17 protein-coding genes are annotated in these 16,232 nt (G+C 55.8%); all 17 read left to right on the top strand.

What is annotated here, in order from left to right; translation table 11 throughout:
• The first annotated feature begins 10 nt into the window (after nt 1–10).
• Nucleotides 11–961 (top strand): UDP-N-acetyl-2-amino-2-deoxy-D-glucuronate oxidase, encoded by a 951-nt coding sequence (wbpB, locus tag KI243_RS28030; protein ID WP_017123483.1) that lies wholly within the window; start codon nt 11–13, stop codon nt 959–961.
• 7 nt (nt 962–968) lie between these two features.
• A complete protein-coding gene (gene wbpD / locus KI243_RS28025) occupies nt 969–1,562 on the top strand; it encodes a UDP-2-acetamido-3-amino-2,3-dideoxy-D-glucuronate N-acetyltransferase (RefSeq protein ID WP_178989997.1) in 594 nt (197 codons plus the stop codon).
• Nucleotides 1,563–1,639: 77 nt separating this feature from the next.
• Nucleotides 1,640–2,749, top strand: a complete 1,110-nt coding sequence (locus KI243_RS28020) for a DegT/DnrJ/EryC1/StrS family aminotransferase (RefSeq protein ID WP_178989995.1) — start codon at nt 1,640–1,642, stop codon at nt 2,747–2,749.
• Complete coding sequence (locus tag KI243_RS28015; RefSeq protein WP_212810140.1) at nt 2,746–4,020, top strand: oligosaccharide flippase family protein; 1,275 nt, start codon at nt 2,746–2,748, stop codon at nt 4,018–4,020. The genes KI243_RS28020 and KI243_RS28015 overlap by 4 nt, the downstream gene beginning before the upstream one ends.
• Entirely contained in the window at nt 4,017–4,559 is a 543-nt protein-coding gene (locus KI243_RS28010; RefSeq protein ID WP_178989991.1) for an acyltransferase, read from the top strand. The genes KI243_RS28015 and KI243_RS28010 overlap by 4 nt, the downstream gene beginning before the upstream one ends.
• A 10-nt stretch (nt 4,560–4,569) precedes the next feature.
• Nucleotides 4,570–5,709, top strand: a complete 1,140-nt coding sequence (gene pseC / locus KI243_RS28005) for a UDP-4-amino-4,6-dideoxy-N-acetyl-beta-L-altrosamine transaminase (RefSeq protein WP_178989989.1) — start codon at nt 4,570–4,572, stop codon at nt 5,707–5,709.
• The gene (pseF, locus tag KI243_RS28000) at nt 5,706–6,404 is read left to right on the top strand and encodes a pseudaminic acid cytidylyltransferase (protein ID WP_178989988.1); all 699 of its coding nucleotides are present in this window, start codon (nt 5,706–5,708) and stop codon (nt 6,402–6,404) included. The genes pseC and pseF overlap by 4 nt, the downstream gene beginning before the upstream one ends.
• Complete coding sequence (locus tag KI243_RS27995) at nt 6,401–7,033, top strand: pseudaminic acid biosynthesis-associated methylase (protein ID WP_178989986.1); 633 nt, start codon at nt 6,401–6,403, stop codon at nt 7,031–7,033. The genes pseF and KI243_RS27995 overlap by 4 nt, the downstream gene beginning before the upstream one ends.
• Before the next feature lies 1 nt (nt 7,034).
• Nucleotides 7,035–8,183: an N-acetyl sugar amidotransferase gene (locus KI243_RS27990; protein ID WP_244861784.1), complete on the top strand. Its 1,149-nt coding sequence runs from the start codon at nt 7,035–7,037 to the stop codon at nt 8,181–8,183.
• Nucleotides 8,180–8,803, top strand: coding sequence for an imidazole glycerol phosphate synthase subunit HisH (hisH, locus tag KI243_RS27985; RefSeq protein WP_178989984.1), 624 nt, complete (start codon nt 8,180–8,182; stop codon nt 8,801–8,803). The genes KI243_RS27990 and hisH (KI243_RS27985) overlap by 4 nt, the downstream gene beginning before the upstream one ends.
• Complete coding sequence (locus KI243_RS27980; RefSeq protein ID WP_178989983.1) at nt 8,797–9,579, top strand: imidazole glycerol phosphate synthase cyclase subunit; 783 nt, start codon at nt 8,797–8,799, stop codon at nt 9,577–9,579. The genes hisH (KI243_RS27985) and KI243_RS27980 overlap by 7 nt, the downstream gene beginning before the upstream one ends.
• Nucleotides 9,576–11,093: a UDP-2,4-diacetamido-2,4,6-trideoxy-beta-L-altropyranose hydrolase gene (gene pseG, locus KI243_RS27975; RefSeq protein ID WP_178989981.1), complete on the top strand. Its 1,518-nt coding sequence runs from the start codon at nt 9,576–9,578 to the stop codon at nt 11,091–11,093. Before KI243_RS27980 ends, pseG begins: the two co-directional genes overlap by 4 nt.
• On the top strand, nt 11,090–12,142 hold the full coding sequence (gene pseI / locus KI243_RS27970) for a pseudaminic acid synthase (RefSeq protein WP_177127804.1): 1,053 nt from the start codon (nt 11,090–11,092) through the stop codon (nt 12,140–12,142). The genes pseG and pseI overlap by 4 nt, the downstream gene beginning before the upstream one ends.
• A complete protein-coding gene (locus KI243_RS27965) occupies nt 12,142–13,575 on the top strand; it encodes a hypothetical protein (protein WP_178989979.1) in 1,434 nt (477 codons plus the stop codon). The genes pseI and KI243_RS27965 overlap by 1 nt, the downstream gene beginning before the upstream one ends.
• 151 nt (nt 13,576–13,726) lie before the next feature.
• Nucleotides 13,727–14,341: an imidazole glycerol phosphate synthase subunit HisH gene (hisH, locus tag KI243_RS27960; RefSeq protein WP_244861783.1), complete on the top strand. Its 615-nt coding sequence runs from the start codon at nt 13,727–13,729 to the stop codon at nt 14,339–14,341.
• A 1-nt stretch (nt 14,342) separates the two neighbouring features.
• Nucleotides 14,343–15,116: an AglZ/HisF2 family acetamidino modification protein gene (locus KI243_RS27955; protein ID WP_212810139.1), complete on the top strand. Its 774-nt coding sequence runs from the start codon at nt 14,343–14,345 to the stop codon at nt 15,114–15,116.
• Complete coding sequence (locus KI243_RS27950) at nt 15,106–16,227, top strand: N-acetyl sugar amidotransferase (RefSeq protein ID WP_256736574.1); 1,122 nt, start codon at nt 15,106–15,108, stop codon at nt 16,225–16,227. Before KI243_RS27955 ends, KI243_RS27950 begins: the two co-directional genes overlap by 11 nt.
• The last annotated feature ends 5 nt before the right edge of the window (nt 16,228–16,232 follow it).

Genomic DNA, 16,232 nt, shown 5'->3' with positions numbered 1-16,232 from the left:
AGTGTTCCTCTTGAAACGTTTCGCCCTTATCGGCGCCGCCGGTTACATCGCTCCAAGGCACATGCGCGCAATCAAAGACACGGCCAACGAGTTGGTGTCGGCCTATGACATCAATGATTCCGTGGGGATCATTGACAGCCTGTCGCCACAGAGCGAGTTCTTTACCGAGTTCGAGCGTTTCATCGAGCACGCCTGGCAGCTCAAGCGTAATCCGGGTACTGCCTTGGACTACGTGTCGATCTGTTCGCCAAACTATCTGCACCATGCGCATATTGCAGCCGGCTTGCGCCTTGGCTGCGATGTGATTTGCGAGAAGCCGCTGGTACCCACTCCTGAAATACTGGATGAGCTTGCCCTGGTCGAGCGCGAGACAGGCAAGCGTGTGTACAACATCCTGCAACTGCGTCATCACCAGGCCATTCTCGATCTCAAGGAGAAGGTGGCGGGAGAGGCCCGCGACGGCAAATACGATGTGGAGCTTACCTACATCACCTCGCGCGGCAAGTGGTACATGGAGAGCTGGAAGGGCGATCCGCGCAAGTCCTATGGGGTCGCAACCAACATCGGTGTGCACTTCTACGACATGCTGCATTTCATCTTCGGCAAACTGCAGCGTAACGTTGTGCACTTCGCCAATGACTACAAGGCTGCGGGCTACCTGGAGTACGAAAAAGCGCGTGTGCGCTGGTTCCTGTCGATCGATGCCCAGGATTTGCCGGACTCGGTCAAGGGGCAGAAATCGACGTATCGATCCATCACGGTCGATGGTGAGGAGATGGAGTTCTCCGAGGGCTTTACCGACCTGCATACCACCAGCTACCGGGAAATTCTCGCCGGTCGTGGTTATGGTATTGAAGACGCGCGTCACTGCGTGGAGACGGTGAACACTATTCGTTCGTCTGCCATCGTTGCGCCGCAGAACGGAGAGGGCCACCCTTTCCTTGCAATCTTGAATCGCTGAGGCGGGCATGAATTATCAGGTTCATCCTTCAGCCATTGTCGATGAGGGGGCGCAGATTGGCGATGGCTCGCGGATTTGGCACTTCGTGCATGTCTGCGGTGGCGCGCGTATCGGCAGGGGGGTATCCCTTGGGCAGAACGTCTTCGTAGGCAACAAGGTGGTCATCGGGGATAACTGCAAGATCCAGAACAACGTTTCGGTCTACGACAACGTGACCCTGGAAGAAGGTGTGTTCTGTGGGCCGAGCATGGTGTTTACCAATGTCTATAACCCGCGCTCGTTGATCGAGCGTAAAAACGAGTACCGCGATACCTTGGTGAAGAAGGGAGCAACGCTGGGCGCCAACTGCACCATTGTCTGTGGTGTCACCATCAGTGAGTTTGCCTTCGTTGGCGCAGGTGCTGTGGTCAACAAGGATGTTCCTGCCTATGCCTTGATGGTTGGCGTGCCTGCTCGGCAGATCGGCTGGATGAGCGAGTTTGGTGAGCGGTTGGAGTTGCCCGTCGAGGGGGAGGGGGCGGTGCTGTGCGAGCATAGCGGCGCCCGTTACGTACTCAGTGGTAACAGATTGTCCAAGGAAACAGGCGCGTCGATGAGTTAGCAATCTGGCAGGTTGGCGGTATCGTTCGTGTCATGGCAGGTATTCATGATGGCAAATAGCCAATAACGAAGTGATTTATGGAATTTATCGATCTCAAAACCCAGTACCGCGAGCTCAAGGATACAATCCACGAACGCATCGAACGTGTACTCGAACATGGTCAGTACATCATGGGGCCCGAAGTAGGTGAGCTCGAGGCCCGCCTTGCCGAGTATGTGGGGGTCAAGCACTGCATCAGTGCCAGCAGCGGTACCTGTACGCTTTTGATTTCCATGATGGCGCTGGGAATTGAGAGGGGGGATGAAGTCGTCACGACACCTTTCACGTTCATTGCAACGGGTGAGATGATCGCTTTGCTGGGCGCCAAGCCGGTCTTTGTTGATGTCGAACCGCATACGGGCAACATTGATCCCGCGAAAATAGAAGCGGCCATAACCCCGCGTACCCGTGCGATTATGCCGGTCAGCCTGTATGGGCAGTGTGCGGACCTCGATGCGATCAATGCGATAGCTGACAAGTACGGGCTGCCGGTAATCGAAGATGCGGCTCAGTCATTCGGCTCTACCTACAAAGGGCGTCGTTCCTGTGGGTTGAGCACCATTGGCTCGACCAGTTTCTTTCCATCCAAACCGCTGGGTGCCTATGGTGACGGCGGCGCATTGTTCACTGATGACGATCAGTTGGCCCAAGTGATGCGTGAGATTCGTATACACGGGCAGGACAGGCGCTACCACCATCCACGTATCGGTCTGAACGGCCGCATGGATACCCTGCAGGCGGCCGTTCTTCTCGCCAAGCTTGAACGCTTCGACTGGGAGGTGGAGCGTCGGGCTCAGGTGGCGGCGCGTTACGACCGGCTGATCGCCGCATCCTGCCCGGGTATCATCACGCCCCGCGTTCTACCACACGGTAGCAGTGTGTATGCGCAGTACACTCTGCAGGTCGATGAGCGCGACGAGCTTTCCCGGGAGCTTAATGCGCTGGGGGTGCCGACGGCTGTGCATTATCCGGTACCGTTGCATCTGCAGCCAGCGTTTGCGCATCTGAACCAGAGCCAAGGTGCTTTTCCGGTTGCCGAGGCATGCAGTCGACGCGTGTTGAGTCTGCCCATGGGGCCGGACGTGACCGAGGAGCAGCAGGCGCAGGTGGTTGATGCATTGCAAGCAGCTTTGCGAAAAATTGTATGACGGCGTTGAGGCAGTTGCTGAACTCCACTGCGACTTACACGTTGGCAAATGTCATTAATAGCGCCATTCCTTTTTTCCTCCTGCCCGTTCTCACAAGGGTGTTGGCACCAACGGAATATGGTGTGGTGGCTATGTTCACTACTGTGATTGGGGTGCTTTCGGCTTTCACCGGGCTGAGTATTCATGGCTCGGTCAGCGTCCGTCATTTCGACAGTAATACTGATCATCCACGTTTTGTCGGTGCATGCCTTGGCGTCCTGGCTATGAGCACCAGTCTGGTGCTACTGGTGGTTTGGCTGATGGCCGGATCCCTTGTCCAGTCGACAGGAGTTCCTGAGGGCTGGTTGCTGGTCGCTGTGCTGGTTTCGGCAGCACAGGTCATCGTTCAGGTCCGTCTGGTGATCTGGCAGGTCAGAAACGAGGTGCTGCGATACGGGCTGTTCCAAATACTGCAGACCGCCTTGAACCTCTCGCTTTCCCTCGGTTTGATTTTTCTTTTCGGGCTGGGATGGGAGGGAAGGGCCCTGGGTATCACGGTGGCGGTATTTCTGTTTGCTGGCCTTGCGCTCTATGGTTTGCAGAGCCGACGACTGGTCCGCTGGAGCCTGGATCGCGATTACATCCGCGCAGTCCTGCGCTTCGGTGTGCCCCTGATTCCTCATGCGGTGGGCGCGATGATGATTGCCATGAGCGATCGTTTTATCATTACTCACCTGCTTGGTATCGGTGTGACGGGCGCTTATGCAGTCGGTGTGCAGATGGGGATGGTGGTCGGATTGCTGGCGGATGCCTTCGTCAAGGCTTTCGGTCCTCATCTGTTTTCCGAATTGAAAACCCGGGACTCGTCATCCGGCCTGCGCATGGTCCGTCAGTGCGCTGTTGTTTTTGCGGGTTTCCTGGCGCTTGCCGTCGGTTACGTGAGCGTTTTACCTTACCTTTATCCCTTTATCGTAGGTGAGCAGTACAGTACCTCTTTACCGGTCGCGCAATTGATCGGTTTCGGCAATGCTTTTATGGGTATGTATTACGTGGTGGCGGGATTCTTGTTCTTTTTTGAGCGGACCGTGCCTTTGGCAAAACTGACACTGACCGTCGGCTTGCTGAGCGTTGCGCTGACCTATTCACTGGTGACCTGGGTGGGTGTGATTGGCGCTGCGTGGGCGTATGTTCTTGTTCAATTTATGTTTTTTTTGGGAGCGTGGTACTTGGCGCAGAAGGTTTTTCCGCTGCCTTGGCGCTCCCTGCTAAGAGTGGGGAGTAACCCAATATGATGAGCATCGCGAACAGATTCCTGGTCCGCGTGCTGCTCGGCCTGAGTGCTCTTTATTGGCGAGTCATTTATTCTGCATTTCGTGCGCGTTATGGCGTGTCGCCAGGATTTCGCTTCAATGGTAAGAATATTTTGCTGTACGGCGACGGAAACATCTACCTTGGCGAGAGCAGCTATATCGGTGATAACTCCACCGTCCACGCCTCTTCCGGAAGCAGTGTGACAATTGGCGTTGGCTGCCATATTTCATCCAATGTACGGATATTCACTGAGTCTGTTCAGCCGGACAGTGATTTTCGCGTGAAACCGGTGCCTTCAAAAGCCGGTAATGTGATGATTGCCGATGCTTGTTGGATTGGGGCAAACGTTTTGGTCAATCCAGGTGTTTCGATTGGGGCAAATAGCGTCGTTGGTGCCAATAGTGTAGTGACACGAGATATCCCGCCGGATGAGATTTGGGGTGGGGTACCGGCGAAACTTATTAGGAAGAAGCGGCAGCTAGCTACCAGTTCGACTTCTAACCACAGTAAAAACATGTGATGCAGGGTTTATGATTCCATACGGTCGACAAAATATTAGTGAAGCCGATATCGCCGCGGTAGTCGAAGTGTTGCGGTCGGAGTGGCTTACCCAGGGCCCCGGTATCGCCAGCTTCGAGCAGGCCGTGGCCGAGGTCTGCCAGGCCCGGCATGCGGTGGCGGTCAGTAACGCCACGTCCGCTCTGCACATTGCTTGTCTGTCGCTGGATGTTGGGCCGGGAGATCTGGTCTGGACCAGTCCCAATACCTTCGTTGCCAGCGCCAATTGTGCGCTTTATTGCGGTGCCGATATTGACTTCGTCGATATCGATCCGCAAACGCTTAACCTGAGTGTAGAGCGGCTGGCGGAAAAGCTAGCTGCTGCGCGGCAGGCTGGCAGGCTGCCCAAGGTGGTTGTTCCTGTGCATTTTTCCGGGCGCAGTTGCGACATGCAGGCCATTGCGGCGCTGGGTAAGGAGTACGGCTTCCGGATCATTGAGGATGCCTCGCACGCGGTCGGTGCTGAACACCAAGGCATGCCGGTCGGTGCTTGCCAGTACAGCGATATTACCGTTTTCAGTTTCCATCCGGTGAAGATTATCACCACCGGTGAAGGCGGCATGCTAACGACCAATGACCCGGCGTTGGCGAAGCGTCTGGTTCGGTTGCGTACGCATGGTATTGCGCAGTGTAGCGACGAGTTGGTCAGTGTTCCGCAGGGGCCTTGGGAGTATCAGCAGATCGAACTGGGCTATAACTTCCGGATGACCAACCTGCAGGCCGCATTGGGCTCTAGCCAACTGAAGCGTCTCCCTCAGTTTATTACTCGTCGTCGCCAATTGGTGCGACAGTACCATGCGCTTCTGGCTGATCTGCCCATCGTCCTGCCGCAAGCCAGTGAGGAGTCGGCTTGGCATTTGTACCCGATCCGGGTGCCGGCGGAGCGTCGCCGCGAGGTGTTTTCCAGATTGCGTGCTGCGGATGTCTGGGTTCAGGTACATTACATTCCGGTGCATACCCAGCCCTATTACCGCAACCTGGGGTTCAAACCTGGCGACTTTCCCGAAGCTGAGCGCTATTTCGCCGAAGCATTCAGTCTGCCGCTATTCTATGACCTGACCGATGAAGAGCAGCAGAGTGTGGTTGACTTGCTTCGCGAGGCCTTGTCTTGAATGTAGCTGTGATCCCGGCGCGGGGTGGCAGCAAGCGCATCCCACGCAAGAATATCAAGATGTTCTGTGGTCGACCGATGATCGCTTGGTCGATCCTGGCTGCCCGGCAGAGTGGTCTGTTCGAGCGTATAATCGTCTCGACTGACGATGAGGAAATTGCCGAAATGGCGCGTACCTGGGGGGCAGAAACACCCTTTGTGCGGCCACCCGAATTGTCCGATGACTACGCCGGGACCACCGAGGTGATTGCCCATGCCACGCGTTGGTTGCAAGATCAGGGTGTGCCTGTCACGGCGGTATGCTGCATTTATGCGACTGCGCCTCTGATTAGGGCTGAGGATCTGGTGCATGGTCTGAAGGTTTTGCAATCGGGAGACTGGGCCTACGCGTTCTCGGTTGCCGAGTTTTCTCCTTCGGTATATCGCGCCTTTCAAGCGTCTGCGCAAGGCGGTCTTTCCATGCTGTTTCCAGAGTTTTTTTCAACGCGCTCCCAGGATTTGCCAGTCGCCTTGCACGATGCGGGTCAGTTCTACTGGGGGCGCGCCGATGCTTGGGTTCAAGGGCTGAGAGTCTTCGATCGTCACTCAATGCCGGTTTGTATTCCGCGTTGGAGGGTTCAGGATATTGACGATATGGACGATTGGATTCGTGCTGAAATGATTTTCAAACAATTGATGAGTGACCAGAGACAATGAGTGCATCGGATTTTGTGACACCGCAGGAAGAGTTCTGGGCGGGTGGCTTCGGGTCCGAGTACATCGGCCGCAACGACAGTCAGCAACTGCTGGCCTCCAACCTGAATTTCTTCACCAAGGCACTCAAGCAGGCTGGGCGGATTTCTTCGGGTATCGAGTTTGGTGCCAACATCGGGATGAACCTGCGGGCATTGCAGCTGCTTTATCCGGGCATGGAGCTACGTGGCGTCGAAATCAACCCTGACGCGGCGGCGCAGTTACGAGCGCATATCGGTCAGGAGAATGTCTACGAAGGCTCGATCTTCAACTATCCGGTGAACGAGCAAGTCGATTTGTCGCTGATCAAGGGCGTGCTCATCCATATCAATCCGGACATGCTGCCGGTCGTCTACGAGAAACTCTATAACGCCTCTCGGCGTTTCGTGCTTGTGTGTGAGTACTATAACCCTTCACCTGTCACCATTTCCTATCGTGGTCATGCCGATCGCCTGTTCAAGCGCGATTTCGCTGGGGAGATGATGGATAAGTACCCGGATCTGAAATTGGTTGATTATGGTTTTGCGTACCGCCGCGATCCGGCGTTCCCGCAGGACGACATCACTTGGTTCCTGATGGAAAAGGGGATTTGAGATGTTGAAGTACTGTGTTCGCTGTGTGATGCCGCACACCAAACCGGATCTGCATATAGACGAGGAGGGTGTCTGCAATGCCTGCCGCTCTTTTGAGAAACGTAAGGAAGTCGATTGGGATCAGCGTAAGAGCGAGCTTCTGACGCTGCTTGAAAAATATCGACGTCATGGAAGCAATTGGGATTGCATTGTTCCGGTAAGCGGTGGCAAGGACAGTACCTATCAGGTCATTCGGATGTTGCAGTTGGGTTTGAACCCTCTGTGCGTCACCTCGACGACTTGTGACCAGAGTGAGAACGGTCGGCGCAATATCCAGAACCTTCAGCGCCTGGGGGTGGATCATGTCCAGTTTTCACCCAATCCACTGGTGCGTGCCAAACTCAATCGCATCGGTTTGGCCGAGGTCGGTGATATTTCCTGGCCTGAGCACGTGGGTATCTTTACCATCCCGGTGCGGGCGGCTGTGCAATACAATGTGCCTCTGATCGTTTGGGGTGAAAACTCGCAGAATGAATACGGCGGACCTGCGGCAGCCACCGAAAACAACACCCTCACCCGTCGTTGGTTGGAAGAGTTTGGCGGGTTGCTGGGGTTACGCGTGTCTGATCTTTCCGAGACCTATGGGATCGAAGCACGCCATCTCCTGCCTTACCAGTACCCTTCGGATGAGGATCTGCAGCGAGTCGGTGTAACCGGCCTGTTCCTCGGGCACTATCTGCCATGGGACGGTCTTTCCAATACCCTGATTGCCCAAGCCCATGGTTTCGTTACCCACGATCAGCCGGTTGAGGGATCGATGGTCAACTACGAGAACCTGGATAACCACCAGACCGGTATTCATGACTACTTCAAGTACCTGAAGTTCGGCTTTTCTCGCGCCACTGATATCGCCTGTCTGCATGTACGGCGTGGGCGTATTACGCGGCAGGACGCCATCGAAATCGTCAAGGCGCGTGATGGCAAGTTTCCATGGACCTATCTGGGTAAACCGCTCGCAGAGATTCTTGAACCGTTGGAAATGACCACGGACGAGTTCATCAAGATTTGTGACCGGTTTACCAACAAGAAAATCTTCAAGCGTGATGCGGCTGGTGTGCTGATCAAGGATCGACACGGCAACCTCGTGAAGCTGAATCACGACAACGTATGAAAGTAGCCATCATCAATTATGGGGTGGGCAACCTGGGCTCGGTACGCCGGGCTTTCGAGGAGTTGGGGGCCGAGCCGATAATCGCCAATCACCCGTCCGCACTGTACGACGTGAACCGTATCGTGCTGCCGGGTGTCGGGGCGTTCAAAGAAGGTATGGCTCACCTCGATCATGGTGGCTGGAGCGAAGCGCTACGGGAAGTAGTGGGCGAACAGGGCAAGCCATTGCTGGGTATCTGTCTGGGCATGCAACTGCTAGCCAGCGAGGGTCATGAGAATGGCGTCACGCCTGGGCTCGGATTGATTCCCGGTCATGTGCGTCGCCTGGACGAGCTGGGCTGCACGTTGCGGATTCCGCATGTGGGGTGGAATGAAGCGTGCCACGATGGTAGCGACGTTCTTTTCGAAGGTATCCCCGATAAGTCCGACTTCTACTTTGTGCACAGCTATGCCTTTGTTACCGAGGCAGAAGAGCACAGGTTGGCGAGCGTTCCCTACGGCGTCGACCTGACTGCGGCTGTGCGCAGGGGGCATGTCTTTGGTTGTCAGTTCCATCCGGAGAAAAGCTCCAAGGCGGGCCGACGTCTACTTCGTAACTTCCTGAGTTATTCGCCATGTTGAAGGTTCGTGTCATCCCCACTTTGCTCTGGAAGGGGTTGGGGCTGGTGAAAGGTGCCGGCTTCGATAGTTGGCGGCGGGTTGGGCCTGTGCTACCCGCGATCAAGGTCTACAACGCGCGCGATGTGGACGAATTGATTCTGTTGGATATCACGGCAACCCAGGAAGGCGAATTGCCGGACCATGATTCGGTCAATGACTATTCCGAGGAGTGTGCGGTGCCTCTGACGGTAGGTGGTGGTATCACTAGCGTAGAGCAGGTATTAGCGCTGCTGCACAGTGGTGCCGACAAAATCGCCATCAATAGCGCAGCCTATGTCAATCCCGGGTTGATTGAGGCGGCAGCCGCGCGATTTGGCGCTCAATGTGTGGTTGCGAGCATTGATGCCCGGCGCATGGATGACGGTAGCTATCGCTGTTTTAGCCATGCCGGCACCCGGGATACCGGGCGTGAGGTGGAGGAATGGGCTCGAGAGCTGGCCGCGCGTGGAGCAGGCGAGATCCTGCTGACGTCCATCGACCGTGACGGCACCATGGAAGGCTATGATCTGCCACTGGTGGAAAGAATTGCCCGGGCGGTGGATATTCCCCTGATCGCTTCCGGAGGTGCCGGCAGCTATCAGCACATGATTGATGCTGTACAGCAGGCGGGAGCTTCGGCCGTGGCTGCCGCCAGTATCTTCCACTTTACCGAGCTGACACCTGCTGGCGCCAAGTCGGCTATGCAGGCTGCCGGCATTCCGGTGAGACGCAACTTCGTGGGTGAGGCGAGGTCTTGAACATCGTTCTACGTGTTGATGCCGCTCAGAGAATGGGGACCGGGCATTTCATGCGTTGTCTTACCCTGGCCGACACCCTCACGCAGCGTGGCGCGCAGTGCGTTTTCCTTTGTCGCCAGTTGCCCTCGCATCTTGCGCAGTTGCTCGAGCAGCGCGGGCATGGGTTGTACAGCCTGCCGGCACGTGAGAGTGACACAGCCGATACCGATCTGGCACATGCTGCTTGGCTGGGTACCACCCAGGCCACTGATGCTGCGGATAGTCTGGAAGCGCTTCAGGGGCGAGCATGGGACTGGTTGGTTGTCGATCACTATGCTCTCGACTGGCGCTGGGAGTTTCGCTTGCGGCAAGCCGTGCGCAGGATGCTGGTGATTGATGATTTGGCTGATCGTCGGCATGAATGTGACCTGCTCTTGGATCAGAATCTGTATCACGACATGCACGCACGTTATGATGGCAAGGTGCCCCAGACCTCGCAGTTACTTCTAGGACCACGCTTTGCGTTATTGCGAGACGAATTTCGACACCTGCGCAGGGGCCTCCGTCCGCGTGAGGGGGATGTGAGGCGGGTGCTGGTGTTTTTTGGCGGCGTCGATGAGCACAATTTCACCGGCCAGGCGTTGTCGGTCTTATCAGGCTTAGCCCAGGCAGGCGTTGAAGTCGATGTAGTGCTCGGAGCGCTGCATCCGCAGCGTGCTGCCATCGAGACCCTGTGCCAGCGCCAGGGCTACCGTTGTCATGTGCAGACCACGCGAATGGCTGAGTTGATGGCTAGCGCTGATCTGGCGATTGGCGCTGGCGGTACGGCAACTTGGGAACGATGCAGCCTTGGGCTGCCGACATTGGCGTTGAGCACTGCGGATAATCAGGCTCGACAGTTGGCCGACGCGGCAAGCCGAGGCCTGGTCTATACCTTTCTTGTGGGTGAAAACTTTCAGACGGATCTCGCACTACACCTGAAAGTCCTACAGCAGAATTCCGCGTTGCGCACGTTGATTTCGAATCAGGGCATGGCGATGGTGGATGGCTTGGGTGTACAGCGCCTGGCTGCGCACATGGGGTGCACTGGCGTAGAAATGCGCGTTGCACAGCCACAGGACTCGATCGCCCTGTATCGTTGGCGTAATCACCCCTTGATTCGTGCGGTTTCTCGAAATACCGAAGAAATTGCCTGGGAGGATCACTGCCGCTGGCTCACGTCAGTACTTGCAGATCCGCGACGCAAGCTGCTGATCGGCGAACAGGGCGGCGATCCGGCAGGGGTTGTGCGTTTTGACCTGGAAGAAGATGGCCTAGCCGAGGTTTCTATTTATCTGGTGCCCGATGCGACCTCGCATTGCCGCGGTAGTGATCTGCTTCAAAGTGCAGAAGACTGGATTGTCCGGCATTGCACCGACGTACGCTGGCTTCACGCGCACGTCAAGGGCTCCAACAAACGCTCCAATGGGTTGTTCATAGCCGCAGGCTATGGCATCGACAACACTCGATTCTCAAAGAAGTTGCATGAGCTATGACTGAATCATTCAAAATTGCAAATCGTCACATAGGCCCTGGTCATGCGCCTTTCATTATCGCTGAAATGTCAGGCAACCATAACCAGTCCCTCGAGCGGGCTCTCGAAATCGTCGAGGCTGCGGCGAGTAGTGGTGCCCATGCCCTGAAAATTCAGACCTACACCGCGGATTCAATGACGTTGGATCTGGATGAAGGCGAGTTCCATATTAGCGACCCTAAGAGCCTGTGGGCCGGTACTTCGCTGTATAAGCTCTATGGCGAGGCGTTTACTCCGTGGGAATGGCACAAGCCGATCTTTGACCGGGCGCGGGAGTTGGGCATGATCCCTTTCAGCACCCCGTTCGATGACAAGGCGGTCGACTTTCTCGAGGCTCTGGACGTTCCCTGCTACAAGATCGCCTCCTTCGAGAATACCGACCTGCCACTGATTCGCCGTGTGGCAGCTACGGGCAAGCCATTGATCATTTCCACCGGCATGGCCACCGTGGCGGAACTTGATGAAAGCGTGCGTGCGGCGCGACAGGCCGGTTGCAAGGATCTGGTCTTGCTCAAGTGCACCAGCACCTATCCGGCGACGCCACAGAACACCAATGTCTTGACGATCCCGCATCTGCGCGAATTGTTTGGCTGCGAAGTTGGATTGTCCGACCACACAATGGGGATCGGTGTGTCGGTAGCCAGTGTGGCGCTGGGCGCAACCGTGGTCGAGAAGCACTTCACGCTGTCCCGTGCCGACGGCGGTGTCGACAGCGCATTTTCGATGGAGCCTGCCGAAATGGCGCAACTGGTCATTGAAACCGAACGCGCCTGGCAGTCCCTGGGACGTGTCAGCTATGGCGCCACTGCTGCCGAAGAAAAGAGCCGGGTTTTCCGCCGCTCAATCTATGCCAGCGAGGACATTTCAGAAGGTGAGCTGCTATCACCTGCCAATGTTCGCATCATCCGGCCGGGCCTGGGGTTGCCCCCTAAGTACTTCGAGCAGGTGATCGGCAAGCGTGCGAAGCAAGCCATCAAACGCGGGACGCCGATCAGCTGGAATCTTGTCTAGTGCGGCAGCCAAGCTTTGCGCAATTACTCGAGATTGAAAACGATCCCGCTTTTCTGACGTTTCGCTGTCACCGCAGCGGAGCGTTGATTTGGCCTTTGGTGCGTAACCAGTTTTATCGTCAGCTTATTTCCGACCTCTATTATAAAGAGGCGCCATTGATCGTTGCAGTACCTGCCTTACCGCGTCGGCAGGCGTTTGCATCGCTTTCCCGTGTAGTTCGACACAATCTAGGGCAAAGGCGCTTGAGTGGCGATGTTCTGGTTATCGGGACAGGGGCGGGCAGCTTTCTGCGTGAAGGGCTCTGGTTCAATCGGATTACCGACTACCTGGTGGAGGCATCACCCGCGGACACTGTAACCGTCGAAGGTCTGATGGACTGGAATGTACCCAGACCTCGCTGGAATCAGCGGGTTTCCTACTGGCTGCCGTGGCAAGGCGCCATTACCATGGCCGGGCGGTTGCTGCAACGAGATTCGCATGTTGCGATCGCGCGCGAGGTCTTGATATACGCCAGGCAAAGGGCACATGATCTGCTCGATTTGAGTATCTCCCGGACACAGATGGACATGCTGGTCGGAATGCTGGCTCGCAAGCTGGCCCGCTTGCCGGTTGTCCATTATGCCTATCGGCGCTTGTTTGAAAAGGTTCGGCCGCATTTGATTCTGCTGGAGCAGGCCTGCTATGGCGATTTTTCGCCGATCAACCAGATTGCTCGGGAAATGGGTGTACGCGTCGCCGAGCCGCAGCACGGCATGGTATCCGCTGGTCACGATGCCTATTGTTATGCGCCACTCCTGCGTGACAGTGCCGAATACAAGGCGTGTCTACCGCACGATTTTCTGGGTTATGGCTCGTGGTGGAACGAACAGATCAATGTGCCGGTCGAGAAATGGGTTATCGGGCATCCCCATTACAGCGAGCAGCGACGCGGTATGCCACTGGCCCAGGGGACGCAGAACGATATTCTTCTGCTGGGCGATGGTATTGAGTTTGCGCTTTACGTAACGTTAGCCACTGAGCTGGCTGATTTGTTGCAGGGGCAGTACCGTATCGTATTGCGTCCGCATCCACTGGAACGTGCCGAGGTCCTGCGTCGATATTCTGACGGTAAGATCGGGGATGTCTTCATCGATACCAATCGCGACATCTACAGCTCTTTTACCAGCGCATACGCTGTGGCAGGCGAAGTTTCTACCGGGTTGTTCGAAGCGCTTGGAATCGCCGGTAAGGTTTTATTGTGGGAAACGCCGAAAGCTAAATTCAGTTATCCCAACCATCCTTTCACCGGTTTCACGGATGCGAAGGGATTTGTCGAAGAGTTGCTCACGCCTAAGTGGCCCGGGTCATCTGTTGCTGGTGAGGAAATCTGGGCAAAGGATTGGGTGGGCAACTACAGAAATTATCTTGGTCACGTACTTGCCAGTGCGGGCTGAAGGTTTCTGAATAGAGCGAGCCAGCGTTCATGGTTTCGCTGGCCGGCAAAATGGATCAGAACAAGGTATCCTATTTCGTTTTGAGCGGGCCTGATGCAGGGCGGTACTGGCCTGAAAGCGAAGCAACCTCATTCGATAGTGAATACTGGCCGTGCAAAAAATTTCTGTGATCGATTATGGCTGCGGCAATCTGGCCTCGGTGGTCAACATGATTCAGCACGTCGGGGCAGAGGCGCAGATCATTCGCTCGCCTGAGCAATTGGCCGATGCTGGCAAGCTCATTCTGCCCGGCGTAGGAGCTTTCGATCATTGTATGGGTAACTTGCGTGATGCCGGTTGGGTCGACCCGCTGAAGCAGGCTGTCTTCGAGCACTATGTGCCCATCATGGGGATTTGCTTGGGCATGCAACTGCTGACACGTGGCAGTGAGGAGGGGCAATTGCCCGGACTCGGTTGGATCGATGCTACAGCTCGCCGGTTCCGACCGGAGGGTGCAGTGCTCAAAGTGCCACACATGGGCTGGAACGAAGTACATCAGGTACGCGCTGATATTCTGTTGCCGCCTTCGGAGAACCCTCGACGTTTCTACTTCGTGCACTCCTACCGTGTTGAATGCTCTGATCCTGCTGATGTTCTGCTGCAATGCGAATATGGTGAAACATTCGTTGCGGCGTTCCGGCGGGCGAATATCTGGGGCTTCCAGTTCCATCCGGAAAAGAGCCACAGGTTTGGCATGGAGCTTTTCCGACATTTTCTCGAGGTGTAACGTGCTCAAGCATCGTGTGATACCCGCGTTGCTGCTGCGCGAGGGGGGGCTGGTCAAGACCCGGAAGTTCGGTAAGCACAAATACGTCGGTGATCCGGTCAATGCCATTCGCATCTTCAATGAGAAGGAAGTGGACGAACTGGTGGTGCTTGACATCGATGCCAGCCGTCGGGGGCGCGCGCCCGACTATACGCTGATCGAGAGTATTGCCGCCGAGTGTTTCATGCCATTGGGCTACGGCGGTGGTATCTCCACGATCGAGCAGGCGAGGCGGATTTTTTCCTCCGGCGTGGAAAAAGTTGTCCTGCAGACCTCTGTATTGAGCAACCCGAAGCTGGTTACCGAGATCGCCGAGCGTTTTGGCAGCCAGAGCGTCGTGGTGTCTGTTGATATCAAGCGGGACTGGCTCGGTCGCTATCGCTTGTGGTCGTCTTCGGCACGTCGCTCAATCGGAGATGATTGGGTGGCGGCTCTAAAAGAGTTGGTCGCAGCAGGTGCCGGAGAGGTGCTGTTGAATTCGGTTGACCGTGATGGCATGCAGCAAGGGTATGATCTGCGTTTGATTCAAAGTGCCGCGCAGGCTGTGGATGTTCCCTTGATTGCGCTGGGCGGAGCGGCCGGATTGCAGGACTTTGTAGAAGCCACCAAGGCCGGCGCTTCTGCCGTTGCTGCAGGCAGCCTCTTTGTCCTTCAGGGGCCACACCGTGCGGTGCTTATCAGTTATCCAAAATATTCAGAGCTCGAGTCGCTTTTCAGGGGTAAAGATGTTTCCTAAAGAACACAGGGTCTGTACCCGTTGCGTAATGGATGACAGTGCATCCGGTATTTCTTTTGATGAACAGGGCATCTGCAATTTTTGCACGTATTTCCAACTACGCGTCAACAGCGTTGTTTTCGCTCCGGAAGTCGAACGTGCGCAGCGGCGCAAGGCTTTCGTCGAGCAGGTGAAAAAAGCCGGTGAAGGTAAGAAGTATGATTGCATCATCGGACTTTCAGGTGGCGTGGACAGCTCCTATGTTATCCATCTGGCGTTGGCCGAGGGTCTTCGCCCCCTGGCCGTGCACATGGACAACAACTGGAACTCCGAACTGGCGGTCAACAACATCAAGAATCTGGTGACCAACCTGGGCGTCGACCTGTATACCCATGTGATCGATTGGCCTGAATACAAGGGGTTGATGCAGTCATTCTTCGATGCCGATGTGATTGACGTGGAACTGCTCTACGACAACGCCATGCTGGCAGTGAACTACGAACAGGCCAGGCGCTATGGCATCAAGTACATCCTTTCTGGAAGCAACTCGGCAACCGAAGGCATGCCGATGCCCGAGGGCTGGAACTGGCGCAAGTGGGATAAACGCAATATCAAGGCGATAGCCCGACGTAACGCGGTGCGTATCAGGACTTTCCCGATCATGGGAACTTTGGGCTACATCTACAATCGTGTAGTGCGCGGTATCAAGTGGGTGCCGTTCCTCGATTTCTATGATTATCAAAAAGACGCAGCTCTCGACCTGCTTGAACAAAAATATGCCTACAAACGTTACCCGTACAAGCACTATGAATCGGTGTTCACGCGCTTCTATCAAGGTTATATCCTGCCGCAGAAGTTTGATGTGGATAAGCGCAAGCTGCATCTGTCGACCTTGGTAATGAGTGGGCAGATGACCCGCGCACAGGCACTGTCGCACCTTGAGCAATCGCCTTACGCCTCGCCTGAAGAACTTGATCGTGATCGCAAGTACTTCCTGAAGAAGATGGGGTGGACCGAGAGTCAGCTGGAAGCTTACCTGCACAGGGCTGCCAAGCCGCACGATGCCTATCCCAGTGAGCGCTTTGCCTGGGATTTTATCCGCAAGCTATATCAGATGAAGCGTTCTTCCTGAGTCTG

Source organism: Pseudomonas sp. Ost2, assembly GCF_018326065.1.
Classification (GTDB): domain Bacteria; phylum Pseudomonadota; class Gammaproteobacteria; order Pseudomonadales; family Pseudomonadaceae; genus Aquipseudomonas; species Aquipseudomonas gingeri.
Note: the sequence above shows the minus strand (reverse complement) of the source record. Positions and strands in the feature narration are given on the sequence as shown.